This window comes from Amycolatopsis aidingensis (assembly GCF_018885265.1).
Lineage (GTDB): Bacteria > Actinomycetota > Actinomycetes > Mycobacteriales > Pseudonocardiaceae > Amycolatopsis > Amycolatopsis aidingensis.
In genome coordinates, this window is sequence record NZ_CP076538.1 from 626,971 (window position 1) to 643,642 (window position 16,672).

At 68.6% G+C, this 16,672-nt stretch carries 18 protein-coding genes; 12 read left to right on the forward strand and 6 right to left on the reverse strand.

The window, feature by feature from the left end; translation table 11 throughout:
• Positions 1–168 precede the first annotated feature (168 nt).
• The 3 genes from KOI47_RS03095 to KOI47_RS03105 all read left to right on the forward strand — a co-directional run bounded on the left by KOI47_RS03095 (position 169) and on the right by KOI47_RS03105 (position 2,816).
• Complete coding sequence (locus KOI47_RS03095; protein WP_216213793.1) at positions 169–1,389, forward strand: glycosyltransferase 87 family protein; 1,221 nt, start codon at positions 169–171, stop codon at positions 1,387–1,389.
• A gap of 184 nt (positions 1,390–1,573) precedes the next feature.
• The gene (locus KOI47_RS03100; protein ID WP_216213795.1) at positions 1,574–2,056 is read left to right on the forward strand and encodes a hypothetical protein; all 483 of its coding nucleotides are present in this window, start codon (positions 1,574–1,576) and stop codon (positions 2,054–2,056) included.
• 205 nt (positions 2,057–2,261) lie between these two features.
• Entirely contained in the window at positions 2,262–2,816 is a 555-nt protein-coding gene (locus tag KOI47_RS03105) for a hypothetical protein (protein ID WP_216213797.1), read from the forward strand.
• 399 nt (positions 2,817–3,215) lie between these two features.
• On the opposite strand, the gene KOI47_RS03110 is transcribed toward KOI47_RS03105, so the two are convergent.
• The 4 genes from KOI47_RS03110 to KOI47_RS03125 form a co-directional block, all read right to left on the reverse strand.
• Positions 3,216–3,938 carry a hypothetical protein gene (locus KOI47_RS03110; protein WP_216213799.1) on the reverse strand — a complete coding sequence of 241 codons (723 nt, stop codon included), beginning with the start codon at positions 3,936–3,938 and terminating at the stop codon, positions 3,216–3,218.
• Positions 3,931–5,181, reverse strand: coding sequence for an RNA polymerase sigma factor (locus tag KOI47_RS03115; protein WP_216213801.1), 1,251 nt, complete (start codon positions 5,179–5,181; stop codon positions 3,931–3,933). The genes KOI47_RS03110 and KOI47_RS03115 overlap by 8 nt, the downstream gene beginning before the upstream one ends.
• Positions 5,178–5,573, reverse strand: coding sequence for a YciI family protein (locus KOI47_RS03120; protein WP_216213803.1), 396 nt, complete (start codon positions 5,571–5,573; stop codon positions 5,178–5,180). Before KOI47_RS03120 ends, KOI47_RS03115 begins: the two co-directional genes overlap by 4 nt.
• Positions 5,574–5,829: 256 nt before the next feature.
• Positions 5,830–6,819, reverse strand: a complete 990-nt coding sequence (locus KOI47_RS03125) for a trypsin-like serine protease (RefSeq protein ID WP_232376513.1) — start codon at positions 6,817–6,819, stop codon at positions 5,830–5,832.
• A gap of 188 nt (positions 6,820–7,007) precedes the next feature.
• Between KOI47_RS03125 and KOI47_RS03130 the strand changes: the two genes are divergently transcribed.
• Positions 7,008–7,535 carry a gamma carbonic anhydrase family protein gene (locus KOI47_RS03130; RefSeq protein WP_216213804.1) on the forward strand — a complete coding sequence of 176 codons (528 nt, stop codon included), beginning with the start codon at positions 7,008–7,010 and terminating at the stop codon, positions 7,533–7,535.
• A gap of 84 nt (positions 7,536–7,619) precedes the next feature.
• Positions 7,620–8,081 (forward strand): uL11 family ribosomal protein, encoded by a 462-nt coding sequence (locus KOI47_RS03135; protein WP_216213805.1) that lies wholly within the window; start codon positions 7,620–7,622, stop codon positions 8,079–8,081.
• 46 nt (positions 8,082–8,127) lie between these two features.
• Here KOI47_RS03135 and KOI47_RS03140 read toward each other — a convergent pair whose 3' ends face one another.
• Complete coding sequence (locus KOI47_RS03140; protein WP_216213807.1) at positions 8,128–8,604, reverse strand: nuclear transport factor 2 family protein; 477 nt, start codon at positions 8,602–8,604, stop codon at positions 8,128–8,130.
• A 79-nt stretch (positions 8,605–8,683) separates the two neighbouring features.
• Here KOI47_RS03140 and KOI47_RS03145 point away from each other — a divergent pair, with 79 nt between their 5' ends.
• Positions 8,684–9,055, forward strand: a complete 372-nt coding sequence (locus KOI47_RS03145; protein WP_216213809.1) for a winged helix-turn-helix transcriptional regulator — start codon at positions 8,684–8,686, stop codon at positions 9,053–9,055.
• A 117-nt stretch (positions 9,056–9,172) separates the two neighbouring features.
• Here KOI47_RS03145 and KOI47_RS03150 read toward each other — a convergent pair whose 3' ends face one another.
• Positions 9,173–9,706, reverse strand: coding sequence for an inorganic diphosphatase (locus KOI47_RS03150; protein ID WP_216213811.1), 534 nt, complete (start codon positions 9,704–9,706; stop codon positions 9,173–9,175).
• A gap of 159 nt (positions 9,707–9,865) precedes the next feature.
• Here KOI47_RS03150 and dacB point away from each other — a divergent pair, with 159 nt between their 5' ends.
• The 6 genes from dacB (at position 9,866) to KOI47_RS03180 (ending at position 16,672) form a co-directional block, all read left to right on the forward strand.
• Positions 9,866–11,950 (forward strand): D-alanyl-D-alanine carboxypeptidase/D-alanyl-D-alanine endopeptidase, encoded by a 2,085-nt coding sequence (gene dacB, locus KOI47_RS03155; RefSeq protein WP_232376514.1) that lies wholly within the window; start codon positions 9,866–9,868, stop codon positions 11,948–11,950.
• Positions 11,951–12,040: 90 nt separating this feature from the next.
• Positions 12,041–13,069: a zinc-dependent metalloprotease gene (locus tag KOI47_RS03160; protein ID WP_216217047.1), complete on the forward strand. Its 1,029-nt coding sequence runs from the start codon at positions 12,041–12,043 to the stop codon at positions 13,067–13,069.
• Positions 13,042–14,064, forward strand: coding sequence for a tRNA lysidine(34) synthetase TilS (gene tilS, locus KOI47_RS03165; protein WP_408629884.1), 1,023 nt, complete (start codon positions 13,042–13,044; stop codon positions 14,062–14,064). The genes KOI47_RS03160 and tilS overlap by 28 nt, the downstream gene beginning before the upstream one ends.
• 13 nt (positions 14,065–14,077) lie before the next feature.
• Entirely contained in the window at positions 14,078–14,641 is a 564-nt protein-coding gene (hpt, locus tag KOI47_RS03170) for a hypoxanthine phosphoribosyltransferase (protein WP_216213815.1), read from the forward strand.
• Between the two features lie 181 nt (positions 14,642–14,822).
• On the forward strand, positions 14,823–15,197 hold the full coding sequence (locus KOI47_RS03175) for a hypothetical protein (RefSeq protein ID WP_216213817.1): 375 nt from the start codon (positions 14,823–14,825) through the stop codon (positions 15,195–15,197).
• 20 nt (positions 15,198–15,217) lie between these two features.
• Positions 15,218–16,672 carry a WXG100 family type VII secretion target gene (locus KOI47_RS03180; RefSeq protein WP_232376515.1) on the forward strand — a complete coding sequence of 485 codons (1,455 nt, stop codon included), beginning with the start codon at positions 15,218–15,220 and terminating at the stop codon, positions 16,670–16,672.

Consider the following 16,672-nt stretch of genomic DNA (forward strand, 5'->3'; position numbering starts at 1 on the left):
AGCGGCATGTGGCTAGCGTTCTGGGTCCATGACCCCTTGAAGTCAACGCACTTGATGCCTGGCACAATGCGCAACATGACGTGGAGACGGGTATCACGGGACAGTCATTATATGACCGCGCGGAAAGCACGGCGTACCTGTCGCATGTCAGCTTTACGTCGAGTCTCCGTGGTTATCCTCCTGGCGTCAACATTTGTTCATTTCGTATTCTTTTCAGGCTTTCTTGACATCCATGTATACCGGGCTGGTGGGCGCGCATTATTGAGCGGTATCGGCTTGTATTCTGCGGATTTCCCTGAGTTAGTTCCGGGGATGCCGTTACCGTTTACTTACCCGCCATTTTCGGCCTTGCTGTTCGTGCCGTTGACATTGGTTCCTTGGCATTTGGCCAAAGTGATTATGACACTTTTCAGTGTTCTTGGACTGCTTGCAACAACGGTGATATTTGCAAGGCGAACCTGGCCTAATCGAGGCTATGCCGCAACGGTGGCTCTTGCGGTAGCGGCGGTTTGGTTCATATTCGAACCTGTAAAGTCAACGATTAGCTTTGGTCAAGTCAATCTTATTCTGATGGCAATGGTGGTGGTGGATTGCCTGCGATATCGTCTTCGGTGGCCGCGTGGAATTCTCGTCGGTGTAGCTGCGGCAGTTAAATTGACTCCTGCGGTGTTCGTGCTGTTCTTCCTTGTGCGCAGACAGTATAGAGCTGCGTTATGGAGCCTGGCAGCGTTCTTGGCTTGTGGCGTCCTTGCGTTGATTCTCGTCCCATCCGACAGTATTACATACTGGTTTCAAGCGTTAATTGATCCAGCCCGTATTGGTGGACTGGAATACGCGTTTAATCAGAGCTTTCAGGGCGTACTGTCACGGCTTCTTCCGGAAGGTTGGGTTAGGACTTCGATATGGGCATTTTTGGTATTGTTGGCAATGGCGCTTGCTGGAGTTTCGGCCTATCGGGCTCGTTCTGTCGGAAACGATGGAATTGCCCTGCTGGCAATAGCAGTCGGCGGTCTGTTAGCGTCGCCGGTTAGTTGGTCGCATCATTGGGTTTGGGTCGTGCCCGCCGTGGTCATACTGTTGGGTTTCAGTTCCAGCATTGGCGTGCGTGGACGCTGCCTCGGCATGCTCTTGGGAGCTGTATTTGTGGTCGGCGTACATCAATACCTACCTAGCGGAAATCTGGCTGAACTAGATTGGTCTTGGTGGCAACACATCATCGGGGCTAGTTACGTCCTGGTCGGCCTGGGCTTGCTAGGCTGGCTAGCGGCGCGCCCTTGCTCACACCGGGCTGATAACCATAGCGAACCCCCGGATGGTAAGTTGTTCGATGTGCTGGACTGGCGTATTTCGCTTGGCCGATGCGAACGAGCGACAGATAGGGCACGATAAGACCATGGAAAACGGCCCTACCGCAGAGCGCATCCCTGCCCCCGTCGCGCCACCACTGACGTTCACCATCTACGGCCTTGAACCATCGTGGGATGGACAGCGGTGGCTGGAGGCTGTTGACAACACGCCCAACTCGCCAGTGTGGCTAGGCCATCGTACGTCGACCGGTGAGGCTGGAGTACTCGTGGGTACACTGCCTCGAACGACCTTCAAATCAACGGATTCGCCGCTGGGAGGATGGCGTTCGCCGGGCATGGCAGTGGGACGTTTCCTCGACGTTATCGAGCCGTTCACTTTGCCCGAGCGCCGCGACGAGCTAGGCGAGCGGCTTCGACGACATGCTGACGAGCAAGTCGCGATCTTCTCGACGTGGCCGTTAGTGAGTTGGAACGTCGAAGCTCAGCATGTTGAGGCGAGGGTGTGGCACTTTGCGAGCGGTTGGCTCGCGATCTGCACCAACCTGTCAGAGTCGTATGTCGTGGCCATTGGCACTGGCACGGCACCTGATGACCTCTGCTTGACTATCACTTCTGGTGCGGAGTACGGCGTTGACTTCTCGCGCCCTATTACTCTCGGACATATCCAGCAACGGTCAGAAGCCGCAGTGATGCCTCGGCCGAATCAACCACATCCTGACCTGCTGCCTTTCCTGCTACCAAACTTCTGAACGATCTTCAACTAGTTTCTTGGTGATTTGTGTCACTTTGAATGTTGACGCTTAGCCGGTCCGTTGATCGACAGGTTAATCATCCACTTGGTGGTATCCGTCCGCTGTGGCTATCGATAAGTTGGGTCTGGTCGGCTAAAAGATGCTGACACTAAAGTCGGGGGATTTTTAAGTATTGGCTCTCGTTAGGCAAAGGGGAGGACTGATGAAATCTGTTGTTCGGGCGCCCAAAAAGAGATCGAGGGCTCTGGTTTATATTGCAGCTCTTGTGATGTCGCTTTCCAGTATTCTAATGGTATCTCCTGCTTCTGCGGAGGTCGGTGAAAATTCGCAAGGACACTGCGTTGCTAGCTTTACCAAGGTGAAGCCAGGAAGTTCTGAAACGCGGATGACGCACCACGTGTGCGCTGCCACCGAGCAAGAAGCGCGGGCGCAGATACCCGGCGCTGCGGCGAAGGTTCTCCTTGTTCGGATCTACCGGGATTCTTACCAGGGCGGACCGCATTACAGTTTGACTGCCGACGCCGCTTGTGATCCCGCCGGATGGGGCTTCTCTGACCTTTCGTCCTTCAACGACGGTTTGCCGGGTATTTCATCTTGGCGGACGTATAACCAGTGCAGTGGCCAGGTTATTTACTCCGAAGAGGATTATGTTTCGCAGTGCGGGCCGCACTACGGTCCGAACTCGTGGGCGCAGAACGTGCCGTGGGCGTGTAATGACCACGTCCTGTCGATGAAGGTTTATCAGCACCACAGCTAGAGAGTTGGAGGAATTGAGGATGGTGACACGACCGTGTCACCATCCTCAATTCCTGGCGGTTAGGATGGTCGGCCCGGGGTGCGGACTGCGTGCATGGCTCACGGGCTAGCTGGGGCTGGCAGGAGTCAGCGGGGCGTGGTGCAGAACAAGCGCATATTGTGAATTACGTCACTCCAGGGCCGTGGGTGTCCGTGGTCCGGTCTGTGGTCCGAACTGGGGTGCACTGGGGTAGGCAGGGTCGCTCTTGGGCCACGTCTGCGGCGAGTATTCGCTGCTAGAAGCGTTGGTTCTAGTGTTGCGGGACACTCGTAATGAACAGGTCAGGGGTTCGATTCCCCTACGCGGCTCGCAGCGCTAAGCGGCCGGGGTGACAACCTCGGCCGCTTTCGTACGTGCTGCTCAGTTCGGAATCGGTTCCCGTGCCGTCCGGGTCACGTCGGCGACGAGTTCGACGATGTCCGGCCCGTACGCCTCCGAGTTGACGACCTTCAGCAGCAGGCAGAACGAGTCGTCGTGGTACTTGCGGGCGAGCTTGCGATGGTGCCGGGCCAGGTAGCGAGTCGCCGCCTGGTTGGTGATGGCGACCTGGCCGCAGAACAGGAAGACCGGCCGGGCTCCCCGCTCGGCGGAGAGCCGGGCCAGGATCACGTACTCCACATTGCCCTTCTCCAGGTGGTAGCGCTCCGTGCCGACCTGGAAAACGCACTGGTCGGCAGGCCCCTCCGGGTCCAGCCCGGTGTTCACCGCCACGCCGGGCAGGAACGCCCGCAGGTGTGCCGCCATCCGGCGATTGGACACCGGCCCGCCGACACAGAACTCGGCCTGCTGGCCGAGGCCCTGGCGGACCAGGTCATGCGCCACGATCCGGGCCTGCGCGCCGCAGTCCTTGATCAAGGCGGACAGCTCGAGGAGGGTGAACACGTCGTAGCGGTCCACCGCGTCCTCCCTCCCCGCATGCCGGTTGACCACGAGCAGGGCGTCCGAATCGCGGGGGAGGCCGAGGAAACGCTGCTTGCGGCGCAGCCTGCGCCGCCACAGGAACGTACGGGTGAACCAGCCGATGGCGGCGCTGATCCCCGCCGCCAGCACCCCAAGCACGACCTCGAGCACGTCCTCAGTCACGGCGGCGAATCGTATCCGCCGCGCGGTCCAGCAGATAGCGTTGCTCGGGCAGGCTGGTGGTCAGCCGCGCGGCCAGCTGGTAGCAGGACCGGGCCGCCTCCGCCTCGCTGGCCAGCTCGAGGAGATGCGCCCGGACGGCGTGCAGCCGGTGGTGCCCGGACAACCGGTCTTCGGTGTCCAGCCCCTCGAGCAGGGCAAGCCCGGCGTGCGGGCCACGCACCTCGGCCACCGCCACGGCGTGGTTCAGGGTGACCATCGGGTTCGGCGCCAGCCGCATCAGGATCCGGTACAGCCCGATGATCTGCACCCAGTCGGTGTCCCCGGCGCAAGTTGCCTCCGCGTGCACCGCGGCGATCGCCGCCTGTACCTGGTACGGCCCGAGCTCGGCTGTGACGAGGGCGTTGGTGATCAGGGCGCTGCCCTCCTCGATGAACTCCCGGTTCCACCGGCCGCGATCCTGCTCCGCCAGCGGGATCAGCCCGCCGTCCGGCCGGGTCCGCGCCGGGCGGCGGGCGTCGACCAGCAGCATGAGCGCGAGCAACCCGGCGACCTCACCGTCCTCCGGCCGCAGGTCACGGACGGTACGGGTGAGCCGGATGGCCTCGGCGGTCAGCTCGCCGCGGTACAGCTCGGGTCCCGAGCTGGCCGTGTAGCCCTCGTTGAAGATCAGGTACAGCACATGCAGCACGTTGCGCAGCCGATCCGGCCGCTCCCGCTCGGGCGGTGGGCGGAACCGGGCGCCCGCCGCCCTGATCCGCCGCTTGGCCCGGCTGATCCGCTGGGCCATGGTGGCTTCTGGCACCAGGAACGCCCCGGCGATCTCGGCCGTGGTCAGCCCGCCGACCGCGCGCAGGGTGAGCGCGATCTGCGCGGATGCGCTCAGCGCGGGGTGACAGCACAGCATCAGCAGGGTGAGCGTGTCGTCTTCGTCGAGCGGCCCGGTGACATCGGCTGCGGGCGCGCGCCGCTCCTCCGGCAGGGTCAGTGCGGCGACCTTGTGCTGCCGCTGCCTGCGCGCCGATTCGCTGCGCAGCTGGTCGGTCAGCCTGCGCGCGGCGACCTTGATCAGCCAGGACGCCGGGCTTTCCGGAACGCCCTGTTCCGGCCACCGCGTCACGGCCGCGAGCAGCGCCTCCTGCACCGCGTCCTCCGCGGCCTCGAAATGCCCGTAGTGCCGCACGAGCGCGGCGAGGACCTGCGGCGCCGAGCGGCGCAGCAGGTCCTCGATCTCAGCCGTACTCACATTTCCTGGCCTGCGGTTTCCATGATCGGGCGCACCTCGACCCCGGCGAACCTGGCGTCCGGGAACCGTCCGGCGATCTCGGCCGCCCGCTCCGGGCTCGCGCAGTCGACCACGAAATAGCCCGCCAGCTGCTCCTTGGTCTCCGAGTAGGGCCCGTCCGTGGCCACCGGAAGGCCGTCGCGCACCCGCACTGTCCTGGCGAGTATCGGGTCGGCCAGCGCCGTTCCCGCCACGAACTCCCCGGACTCGATGATCTCCTGCCGCAGTTCCTCTGCCTGCTCGGACAGCGCGGCCTGCTCGCCCTCCGGCAGCGCCTGGAACTCCGGGGTCCGTTCGAAGATCGGGTGTCCCCAGGTCTTCGGGTTGCTGTAGATCAGGATCAGGTACTTCATCTCGTTCCTCCCGCTGCCGAGCCGGTCAGGCCGGTCCCGCCACGCCGACCAGGTTGCCCCCCGGGTCGGTCCCGATCGTCACGAAGTGCACCACTGGCTGTCCCATGATCGGTCCTTTCCGCGCCGACCGCTCGGCGCCTCGCAGCGGAGGTCGGAGCGCGGGGACCGGTTTCGACAGCCGGGTGGAAGAAACTCCGGACGAACTTGGGCCCTCCCGCGCGGGGAGGGCCCAAGTGACCGGTTCGGCTACCGCGGATCAGCAGGGACCGAGGTCCTCCCAGACGGCCCAGGAGGTCGGGTCGCCCGGCTCGGCACCACCCGGGTACCAGATCGCCTCCCACCGGTGGCCGTTGTGCGCCACCACGTCGCCGATCTGGTACGAACCACCGGCCTGCCACGCGGGCACGCCCTCGCAGCCCTGCGGCGGCGGGTCGTCATCATCATCGTCGCCGACGACACCGTTGATCCAGGACCGGTAGGCTGGCACCTTCATGTAGATCGCCGGTGCCTGACCGCAGGTGGGCTGGCCACGGCCTGCCCTGCTGGTCGCGCCGGTCAGCCGCCACTCGCCGCCTTCCCGCACGACGGAGGGCCCGCCGGAGTCGCCGTAGCAGGCGCCCGCCCTGGGCACCCCGCCGAGGCAGAGCTCGGTGTTCGGGTCGAAGTTGGCGGTGCACCCTGATGCCTGCACCGTGACGTCGATCTCCATCAGGTCCCGCGAGGCACCGCAGCCGCCGCGGGTCGCGCAGGTCTGGCCGAAGCCGATCAGCCTGGTCTCGGTGCCCGCGCTGGTGCCGGCGTCGGCGATGTCGATCGGCGTCTGGCTCACCGACTGGGACAGCTGCACCAGCGCGATATCGCCGGAGCCGGGCACGATCCGGGAGGTCCCGACCAGGGTGCCGCCGGAGTCGTACCTGGTGCTGCCCACCCGTACCTGGAACCTGCCGGGGGACTGGCTCTGGATGCAGTGTTTGGCGGTGACGACCCAGTTGGACCGGATCAGCGAGCCGCCGCAGAAATGCCTGCCCGAGGACTGCAGTGAGGCCATGAACTCGTAGGTCTGGCTGGCCCGCCTGCCACCGACGATATAGGGCGAGACGTCGCCGCCGCCCTCCGCCGAGGCCGCGACCGGCGCGGTGTCGGGGGTGGACTCGGGCGCCGCCGTCGCCGCTTGCGCCGTGCCCAGCATCAACCCGGCCGAAGCCAGGAGGACGCCGGCGCCGAGTCCGATCTTGCGGAGCCGCATGGGCTGTCGCTCCTTTCCACGAACTGTGCAGGGGAGGATCAGGAGCTCCTTGATCGCCGAGCCGGTTCCGGGGGCCGGCCCCGACAAACTATGACCCGCCGTGTCCGTGCACCGTCATCCTTACGGGGGATCAATCCGGTTTATCCCCGGAGATCGCGCACCGGTCCGGCCGCCCGTAGGGTTGGCCCATGCCGATGTTTTCCTTCGAGGGCGTCAGCCCCACCGTGCACCCGGACGCCTGGATCGCGCCGACCGCCACGCTGATCGGTGACGTCGTCGTGGAGAAGGGCGCATCCATCTGGTACGGCGCCGTGCTCAGGGCCGACTTCGGCCGCATCGTGGTGCGGGAGGGCGCCAACATCCAGGACAACTCGGTGGTGCACGTGAACGCGGGCAACGAGACCGAGATCGGCAGGAACGCCACCGTCGGCCACCAGTGCCTCGTGCACGACTGCACGGTCGGCGAGCAGGCGCTGATCGGCAATGGTTCCACCGTGCTGGACCAGGCCGAGATCGGCACCCGCGCGCTGGTGGCGGCCGGGGCCACGGTGACCCCGAACCTGGCGGTTCCGGCCGAGCACATCGCCATGGGCAGCCCGGCGAAGAAGCACGTACCGCTGACCGACTCCGCGAGGGTATGGGTGGAGCACAACGCGGCGGTCTACCAGCAGCTCGCCCGGCGGCATGCCGAGGGGATCGAACCGATCAGCGACTGAGCTGGGGTTTTCGATTTGAGTCTCCAGTAGCTGGAGACTATAGCGTTCCCGGTCGTCAACAGCAGGACGACCAAGGGGGACGTGGTGTCGCCGAACAAGCAACCGAAGAAGGCCAAGAAGCTCAGCTTCCAGGCCACGCTGGAGCTCACCGCCGGGGACGCGCCGGTGGTGGATCTCGGCAAGATGCTCGGCCAGACCGGGGTGAACCTGGTCGAGGTCAAGCGGGCCTACGACGCCGCCACCGCGAACCAGCGCGGCGATGTCGTCCCGGCCGTGGTCGCGGTGTTCGAGGACCGTTCCTTCGAACTGCGGCTGAAGACCCCGCCCACCGCGTTCCTCATCCGCAAGGCGCTGGGCGGCAAGGGGTCCTCCCGGCCGGGGCACGAAGGTGCCGGGACGCTGAGCGCGGAGCAGCTGCGGGAGATCGCCGAGCGCAAGCTGCCCGATCTGAACACCGCCGACCTGGACGCGGCAATGCGCACCATCGCGGGTACGGCCCGTTCGATGGGCGTCACGGTGCGGCCACCGGAGTCGCCGGTCTCCTGACACGTGCGTATCCGGCCGGCGCGGACAACGTCCTGACGTGCTGCGGTCAGCCGGGTGAGCCGGAGGCAACGACCCGCCGGCGCGCCAGCTCTTCCAGGCCGCGGTCTCCCTCCTCATAGACCACGCGCACGCGGGACGAACGCAGCTTCCAGCTCCCTTCCCGCCGGTCGAGGCCGAGCGTGTAGTGACAGCCGATGGTCCAGATCAGATCGTCACCGGCCTCGGTGAGCAGGTGCGTGACTCGGGCGTGGAACCGAGCCGTCGCGGTGATTCCGTCACTCACCTCGGCCACGATCGACCCGACGAGATGCTGGGTGGCATCGAATCCAGGTAGGAAGCCCTTCAGCCCGGAAACGAAGTCCTCGACGCCGAGCCGTTCCGGACCACCCTGTTTGGACGGATAGTCGACATCGATCGGGTCGCCGGTGAGAGTCCGGATCATGGTCCAGTCGTGCGCGTCCAGGGCGTGAAAGAGGCGGATCACCGTCTCCGCGATGTCCGCCTTCTCGTCCGCGAGTGTCACGGGGCCCTCCATCTCGAGGTGTCGCTCGGGCCGGCTCGGCCGTGCTGTACTGGTGCCGGCAACGCTAAGGAGGGCTTTCGTGACTCACCAAACGGTCAGCTACGCGGCGACCGAGTTGCTGGACCGGTGCCCGGCGCCGGTGGGCGAACCCGGCTCGGCGTGTCCGATCGAGTCCGCGCTTGGCGTGTTGCGCAAGCGATGGGCCGCTCCGGTCGTGCTCGAGCTCCTGCACGGGCCGCGTGGATTCACCGAACTCGCGCGGTCCATGCCGGCGCTGTCCGAGAAGGTCCTCACCGATCGGCTGGCCGAGCTGGTCCGCGGTGGCGTCGTGCATCGGAGTCGCAGGCCTGGCTGGCCGCCGCGGGTGGGGTATCGGCTCACCGAACGCGGGCGGGCCCTCGCCCCGGTGTTGCACGCGTTGTGGACATGGGGATCGAACGCGCCGGACTAGGCGTGCCGGTGTGCACACGCACAAGGCTCGGTGCGGCCCGCGCAGCCAGGCCACCGCCGCGATCGCGGTGGCGCTGCGCGAGCCGTTCGACCCCTCTCGACCGGATCGCCGCCGAGGTCAGCTGGGGTCGGTGGCTTCGGCGGTCTCGGCGGTCTCGGCCAGCTTGGCCAGGCGGGCGGATTCGCGCTCGTAGGAACGCTTGATCTCGTTTTCGGCCTCGGTGCGGCTCGCCCAGTTCGAGCCCTCGACGCTCTTGGCGGGCTCGAGGTCCTTGTAGACCTGGAAGAAGTGCTCGATCTCGAGCTTGTGGAACTCGTTCAGGTGGTGGATGTCGCGCAGGTGCTCCAGCCGCGGGTCGTCCGATGGCACGGCGATCACCTTGTCGTCCGGGCCCTTCTCGTCGGTCATCCGGAACATCCCGATCGCCCGCGCGCGGATCAGGCAGCCGGGAAAGGTCGGCTCCTGCACCAGGACCATGACGTCGAGCGGATCGCCGTCCTGACCGAGGGTGTCGTCGATGAACCCGTAGTCCGCCGGGTACTGGGTGGCCGTGAACAGGGTGCGATCCAGTTTGATCCGCCCCGTCTTGTGGTCCACCTCGTACTTGTTCCGCTCCCCCTTGGGGATTTCGATCGTGACGTCGAACTCCACGCCGTCCTCGCAGATCTTGTCTGTTATCGCCGCGGCCGGGCGGCTGACCGGTTCCCTTACTTGACATCACTAGTGTGGACCATGCGCCGCCGCCGGTCCGCACGGCCGCCTGTGACCTCGGCCCCGCCGGCACGGTGCCGAAGCGATGGAGGAGGGTGCGTGCCGGAGAACGAAACGGCTGGTGCAGGCCAAGAACCGGCCTGGCCGTCCGCCGACCGCGACGAATCGGCCGGGGAGCAGGAGCAGTCCACCAACGAACTGCCCGTGCCGAAGGTCACGCGAGAGGAAGCGCAGACGGTCTGGGTGCGGCGGCCGGAACCCACGCCCGAGGAGCCCGCCCGCGCCCCGGAATGGCCAACGCATGCGCATGGCGAGCAAACGCATGCGCATGGGGAGCAAACACACGCGCGTGGGGAGCAAACGCGTGCGCGTGGGGAGCAAACACGCGGGGCGGGATGGCCCGCGCAGCCTCCCGAGCAGGCCGGCCCACCCGCCGAGCAGCGCACCCAGCCGGTGCGGCCGCCGCGGCAGGTGCCGGAGATCCGGCAGGCGGGGGTGCCCGCCAGGCCGATGCGGATCGAGCCCAGCGGGGAGATCCGGCCGGCCCCGGCCACCACCGGTGAGCAACGGCAGCCCCAACCCGGCAGGCAGCACCCGCCCCAGCCGCCGCAGCAGGCAGCCCCACAGCAGCAGCCACAGCAGTCCCAACAGCCACAGCGGCCCCAGCAGCAGGCGCCGCCGCCGCGGCCGCAGCAGCCGCCGCCCCCTCCGCCTGTCGAGCAGGCGGAGCAGCAGGCAGAGCAACAGGAAGCCGAGCAGGCGGCGCCCGAGCAGGCGCAGGAACCCGGGCAGCAGGCCCCGCCGCGGCGCAAGCGCCGTGGCCTGCTGGTCGGCGGGGTGGCCGCCGTGCTCGTGGTCGCGGTCGGGGTGGCGCTCGCGCTGCCGTACGTGTCCAACCGGCTCGGCCTGCCCTGGGCGCCGAACGCACCGCGCGCCGCGGCCCCGGAGCCGGTGGCGGTCAGCAGGTCCCTGCACGGGCCGCGGCCGGAGGCACCCGCGCCCACCCCGGAGGGGGTGGCCGCGGCGCTACGGGGCCCGGCCGGCAGCCCCGCCCTCGGCGACTTCACCGGCCGGGTCCTGGATCCGGCGACCGGAACCGTGCTGTGGGAGAGCTCGCCGGACGAGGTGCGCGTCCCCGCCTCCACCACCAAGCTGCTCACCGCCGCGGCCGCGCTGCTCGCGGTGGACCACGGCAAGCAGTTGACCACCAAGGTGGTGGCCGGGCAGGAGCCGGGCACCGTCGTGCTGGTCGCGGGCGGGGACGTCACCCTGACCGGACTGCCCGAGGGTCAGGACCCGATCTACCGCGGCGCCGCCCGGCTGGACGACCTGGTCGCGCAGGTCAAGCAGGCCGGTATCCCGGTCGAGCGGGTACGCCTGGACCTCTCCGCCTTCACCGGGCCGGAGGAGGCGCAGGGCTGGGCCCCGAATGATGCGCCGTCCACCTTCATGTCCGCGGTGCAGCCCGTGATGCTCGACGGCGGGCGCGGTGAGCCCACCGGCATGAAGTCGATGCGGGTCGCCGACCCGGCGGGCAGGCTCGCCGAACGGCTGGCCGGGAAACTGGGTGCCAGCGTCGGCGAGCCAACCACCGCGCCGCAGGGTGCGCAGGTGCTCGGCGAGGTGCGCTCGGCGCCGCTGACCGAGCTGGTGGACCAGATGCTCACCCTGTCCGACAACCTCCTCGCCGAGGTGATCGCCAGGCAGGTGGCCGTCGAGACCGGCAAGGAGCCCTCCTTCTCCGGCGGTGCCGAGGCCACGATCGACGTGCTCGCCGAGAACGGCTTCGACGTCGAAGGACTCGAGCTCTCCGACGGCAGCGGGCTTTCGGTGCGCAACCGGGTCTCCTCGACCCTGCTGAGCGAGCTGCTCGCGGTGGCAGCCGCACCGGACGGATCCGATCCGCGCACCGCGAAGCTGCGGCCGATGCTCGGTGGGCTGCCGGTCGCGGGCGCCAGCGGCACCCTGGCCGGCCGCTACGACGGATCCGCCGCGGAGGGCAAGGGCTGGGTGCGGGCCAAGACCGGCACCCTTTCCGAGGTGAACACGCTGGCCGGGGTGGTGCTGGACGCCGATGGCAGGGTGCTGGTGTTCGCGCTGATGTCCGGGGGATCCGCGCTGGAACCGGCGCAGGCCGCCCTGGACGAGGTGGCGGCCACCCTGCGCGAATGCGGCTGCCGGTGACCGGGCGAACCCGCGCGCGGGACGGGTAGCGTCGTAGGGGTGAGTCAGCCAGTGCGCCAGGACAGCAAGGACGACAGGGGCAAGGCCGCGATCGTCGACTGGTCCCTCGCCGCGTCGACCGGCGCCCGGTTGGTGCGCGGCGGGCCCTCGGTCCCGTCGGACGAGGCCGAGCTGACCGTACGGGAGCTTCGTGAGCTCACCGTGGAGGCGGAGTCGCATGTGCGGCGGCTCACCGGGCTCGGCGAGCGGCTTCCGCTGCGCCCCGGCACCGTGGTGGACCGGCCGGGCTGGATCAGGTCCGCGGCCGCCGGGCTGGAGGAGCTGACCGGGCGGGCGCTGCCGGGCGAGGAACGCGGGCTGTTCGGCCCGCTGCTGGCCGGGGGCGCCGGGGTGCAGACCGGCGTGGTGCTCGCCTTCCTCGGCGCGCGGGTGCTCGGCCAGTACGACCCGTTCGGCGGGCCGGACAAGTCCGGGCAGCTGGTGCTGGTCGCGCCGAACGTGCTGACCGCGCAGCAGGCGCTGAACGTGGACGGCCACGACTTCCGGATGTGGGTCTGCCTGCACGAGTGCACCCACCGGCTGCAGTTCACCGCGGTGGACTGGCTGCGCGACTACTTCGCCGACGAGGTGTCCCGGCTGGTCGGCGGGCTGGCCGACAACGACGGCCTCGGCAGCATGCTGACCAGGTTGCCGGACACCCTGCGTGAGGCGCGGCGTGGCGGCGGGGACGGTTCCACCGGCTTCGCCGAGCTGGTCTCCGGGCCGGAGCAGCGCGAGGTGTTCGACCAGCTGCTGGCGCTGTCCACCCTGCTGGAGGGGCATGCCGACTACGTGATGGACGCGGTGGGCCCTGCGGTGGTGCCCAGCGTGGCCACCATCCGCAAGCGGTTCACCGCGCGGCGCAAGGGCGGCGGCCTGTTCGACCGGCTGCTGCGCAGCCTGCTCGGCGTGGACGCCAAGATCCGGCAGTACGCGCGCGGCGCGGCCTTCACCCGCGAGGTGGTGGAGACCGTGGGGATGAGTGGCTTCAACGCCGTATGGACCTCGCCGAACACGTTGCCGACCAGGGCGGAGATCGGCGATCCGCAGGCATGGGTGCGCCGCGTGCACGGCCGGTGATGGGCGGCGACCCCGGTCCCGCGGTCGTCCGGGTCCGGCGGGCGGTGCGGGAGTTTCTCGCCGATCCGCGGCGGTCGGCGTACCTGGACCAGGGTGAGCTGGGTGTCGCGGTGTCCGGTGGCGCCGACTCGCTCGCCCTCGCCGAGGCGGCCGCGTACACCGGGCACCGGATGGGCCTGCGGGTGCGTGCCCTGGTGGTCGACCACGGCCTGCAGCGGGACTCGGCGGAGGTGGCTGCCACCGCGGCCGAGACCGCTCGCGGGCTCGGTGTGGACCATGCCGAGGTGCACCCCGTCCGGGTGCGCGACGGCGGTGGCCCGGAGGCCGCGGCCCGCAAGGCCAGGTACCGGGCGCTACGGGCCGCGCTGCCAGCAGGGGGCCTGGTGCTGCTCGGGCATACCAGGGACGATCAGGCCGAGACGGTGCTGCTCGGACTCGGCCGGGGCTCGGGGCCGAGGTCGGTGGCCGGGATGCGGCCGCTGGATCCGCCGTGGGCCCGCCCACTGCTGGACCTGCCCCGCTCGGTGACCCGCGCGGCCTGCGTGGAGCTGGGCGTGCGGCCCTGGGCCGATCCGCACAACGACGACCCCCGCTACACCAGGGTCCGGCTGCGCGCCGAGGTGCTGCCGCTGCTGGAGGAGGTGCTGGGCGGCGGGGTCGCGGCCGCGCTCAGCCGGACCGCGGCCCAGCTGCGCGAGGACAGCGCCGCACTCGACCGGTTCGCCGAGGAGCTGCTCGAGCGCGCGTGCCGGGGAGCGGAGCTGGAGGTCGCCGAGCTGTCGCCCGCCCCGGCGGCGCTGCGCAGGCGGGCGCTGCGGACCTGGCTGCTCGAGGCCGGGGCGCGCGAGCTGACCGACGCCCACCTGCGCGCGGTGGACGCGCTGATCGGCGACTGGCGTGGCCAGGGCGGGGTCTGGCTGCCCGGTGGGATCGAGGCAGGCAGGCGGCACGGCAGGCTCCGGGTAGATTCGCCATCCGGCAGCAAACACCACTAGAGGGGATGGACCCGTGTACGAAGGCGATATCGCCTCCGTGCTCGTCACCGAGCAGCAGATCAAGGACAAGATCGCCGAGCTCGCCGAGCAGGTCGCGGCGGACTACCCGGACGCGGACAGCGAGTCCGGTGCAGGCGACCTGCTGCTCGTCGGCGTGCTCAAGGGCGCTGTGATGTTCATGACCGACTTCGCAAGGGCGTTGCCGGTGCCGGCCCAGCTGGAGTTCATGGCGGTGTCCTCCTACGGCTCCGCGACCTCGTCCTCCGGCGTGGTGCGGATCCTGAAGGACCTGGACCGGGACATCGCGGGCAGGCAGGTCCTGATCGTGGAGGACATCGTCGACTCCGGCCTGACCCTCTCCTGGCTGCTGCGCAACCTGGCCAGCCGCAACCCGGCCTCGCTCCAGGTGTGCTCACTGCTGCGCAAGCCGGACGCGGTGAAGGTGGATGTGCCGGTGAAATACGTCGGCTTCGACATCCCCAACGAGTTCGTGGTCGGCTACGGCCTGGACTATGCGGAGCGTTACCGGGATCTGCCGTACATCGGCACCCTGGATCCGAAGGTTTACTCTTCGTAACCGGCGCCGCGAGCTGGACGAACTTCCGGTGAATCCGTTGCGCGAACCGGCCGGAATCCGGAACGCTGATCTCCCGGAGCACGTCATACCGGCACGGTCGGTGCGTTAACCTATGCGAAGACCGTGAGAATTCCAGCCGCGTGCGACGCGGCGCCGCTGTAGGGGACAGGGAGACACTGGAATGGGCAACAGCAGCTTTGCGGACGCGGCGGCGTTCCGTAACGCAGCGGTCACCGGTCAGGTCGGCGTCGATCCCGATGCCGCACAGGCGGTGCTGAGCAAGCTCCGAGCCGGGAAGGACACGGTGGAGAACCTGTTGCTCGACGCGGGGCACAGCCTCAGCCACCGGCCGCAACTGGGGGCGAACGAGGTCGCCGAGGCCATGTCCGAGAAGGTCTCCGAGCGTGCGGCAGGCGGCAACCGGGATTCCTACGCGCAGGCCCTGCGCAACCTCTACCAGCAGTATGACCAGGCCGAGCGGGCGATCACCACGGCGATGAGCCGGTACGAGGAGATCGACCAGGCCAGCGCCGACCCGTTCCTCGGGCGCGCGTGAGACCAGGGGACGAGCCAGCGATGGACGGAACACAGGGACAGCAGAGTCAGCCGGTGGAGCAGGCCCAGCCGGTCGAGCAGCAGCCCGTCGGTACCCAGCAACAGCCCGTGCACAGCGGAACGACCACCGGGTCCACCGGCGGTGGTAACGCGGTGCGGCTCGGGGACAACTCGGAGAGCTCGCAGATCGTCGAGCAGGCCAGGGGCAGGCAGGACGGCTTCGAGTACGGCTCGGACCGGGCGATCGGCAGCCCGCCGAACTGGGCGGTGCGGACCAGCGAGCAGCTGTATCACGCGGGGACGGCGAACAACCGCCCGGACACCGCGCAGGCACTGGCCCAGTCCTGGACCCGGCACAGCGGCGCGCTCAACCAGGTGGCGAACGAGCTGTACTCGGCGATCTCGGAGCTCGGCGCGGCCTGGATCGGCCAGGGTGCGGGCGCAGCGCAGGGCACCCTGGTGGCCATCGCCAACTCCAGCGCACAGGCCGGGGAGGCCGCGCAGGTGATGGGCGATCGGATGCAGCAGCAGGCAGCGGCCGCGGAAGAAGTGAAGAAGATGCCGCCCGCCGTTGAGCACGACCCCGGCGCGGCCATGAGCGAGAAGGTCCAGCAGGGCCCGGCCGAGCTGGTCAAGGATGCCAAGCCGGAGTCCGACGCGGCGAAGGCGGTGAAGGCGGAGCAGATCCGGTTCCTCGAGGCCTACACCAAGGCGATGTCCGAGGTGGACGATTCCACGCCGAGCTTCGGCCCGGAGTCGCTTGGCCTGAAGCCGATGAGCCCGGACACCGGTGGTGGCGGCGGCTCGGTCGGCGGCTTCGGCGGTCCGGGCGGGCTGCCCGGCCAGGTGGCAGGCGGCGTGCCCGGCGCGGCCGTGGCGGGTGGCCACGTTGCCCCGGTGGGCTCGGTGGACAGCAGCGTCAGCAGCTCCGGCTATGCCGCCGGTGCGGTCGCGGGTGGTGCCGCGGCCGGTGGCCCTGCCCTCGGGGCTGGGTCGGCGATGGGTTCCGCTACCCCCGGCGCGGCCGCCGCTTCCGGCGCCCCGGCAGGCGCCGGTGCGGGCCTTGGCGCCGCAGCTCTCGGCGGCGGTGTCGGCTTCGCCGGTGCCAAGGCGCTGGGCCAGGGCAACCGCAGCGGTAGCAAGCAGCAGTCGAACCGGTCCGAGGAGACCGACGAGACCGAGGCCTCGCTCAACCAGGGGCAGGGCTCCAGCGCCGCGGCGGTGGCCCCGCAGCAGAACCAGGGCGTGGTCTCGCCCAGTGGCACCATCGGCGGCGGCGGTGCCCACCCGCCCGCGGCCGGTGCGCCGATGGGTGGTGGCATGGGCGGTATGCGCGGTGGTCAGCAACAGCAGGAAGAGGAGCACACGCACGCCTCCTTCCTGATCGAACCCGATCCGGACGACGCGTTCGGCGCCAACGAGGCGACCCCGCCGCCGGTGATCGGTGCCTGGGCCAACGAAGCCGAAGAGAGGTAG

Bases quoted from the DNA above. Each gene is read 5' to 3' on its own strand.
- KOI47_RS03105 (WP_216213797.1), top strand. From the start codon at position 2,262: ATGAAATCTGTTGTTCGGGCGCCCAAAAAGAGATCGAGGGCTCTGGTT.
- KOI47_RS03120 (WP_216213803.1), bottom strand. From the start codon at position 5,573: ATGAAGTACCTGATCCTGATCTACAGCAACCCGAAGACCTGGGGACAC.
- KOI47_RS03125 (WP_232376513.1), bottom strand. From the start codon at position 6,819: ATGCGGCTCCGCAAGATCGGACTCGGCGCCGGCGTCCTCCTGGCTTCG.
- KOI47_RS03130 (WP_216213804.1), top strand. From the start codon at position 7,008: ATGCCGATGTTTTCCTTCGAGGGCGTCAGCCCCACCGTGCACCCGGAC.
- tilS (WP_408629884.1), top strand. From the start codon at position 13,042: ATGGGTGCGCCGCGTGCACGGCCGGTGATGGGCGGCGACCCCGGTCCC.
- KOI47_RS03175 (WP_216213817.1), top strand. From the start codon at position 14,823: ATGGGCAACAGCAGCTTTGCGGACGCGGCGGCGTTCCGTAACGCAGCG.
- KOI47_RS03180 (WP_232376515.1), top strand. From the start codon at position 15,218: ATGGACGGAACACAGGGACAGCAGAGTCAGCCGGTGGAGCAGGCCCAG.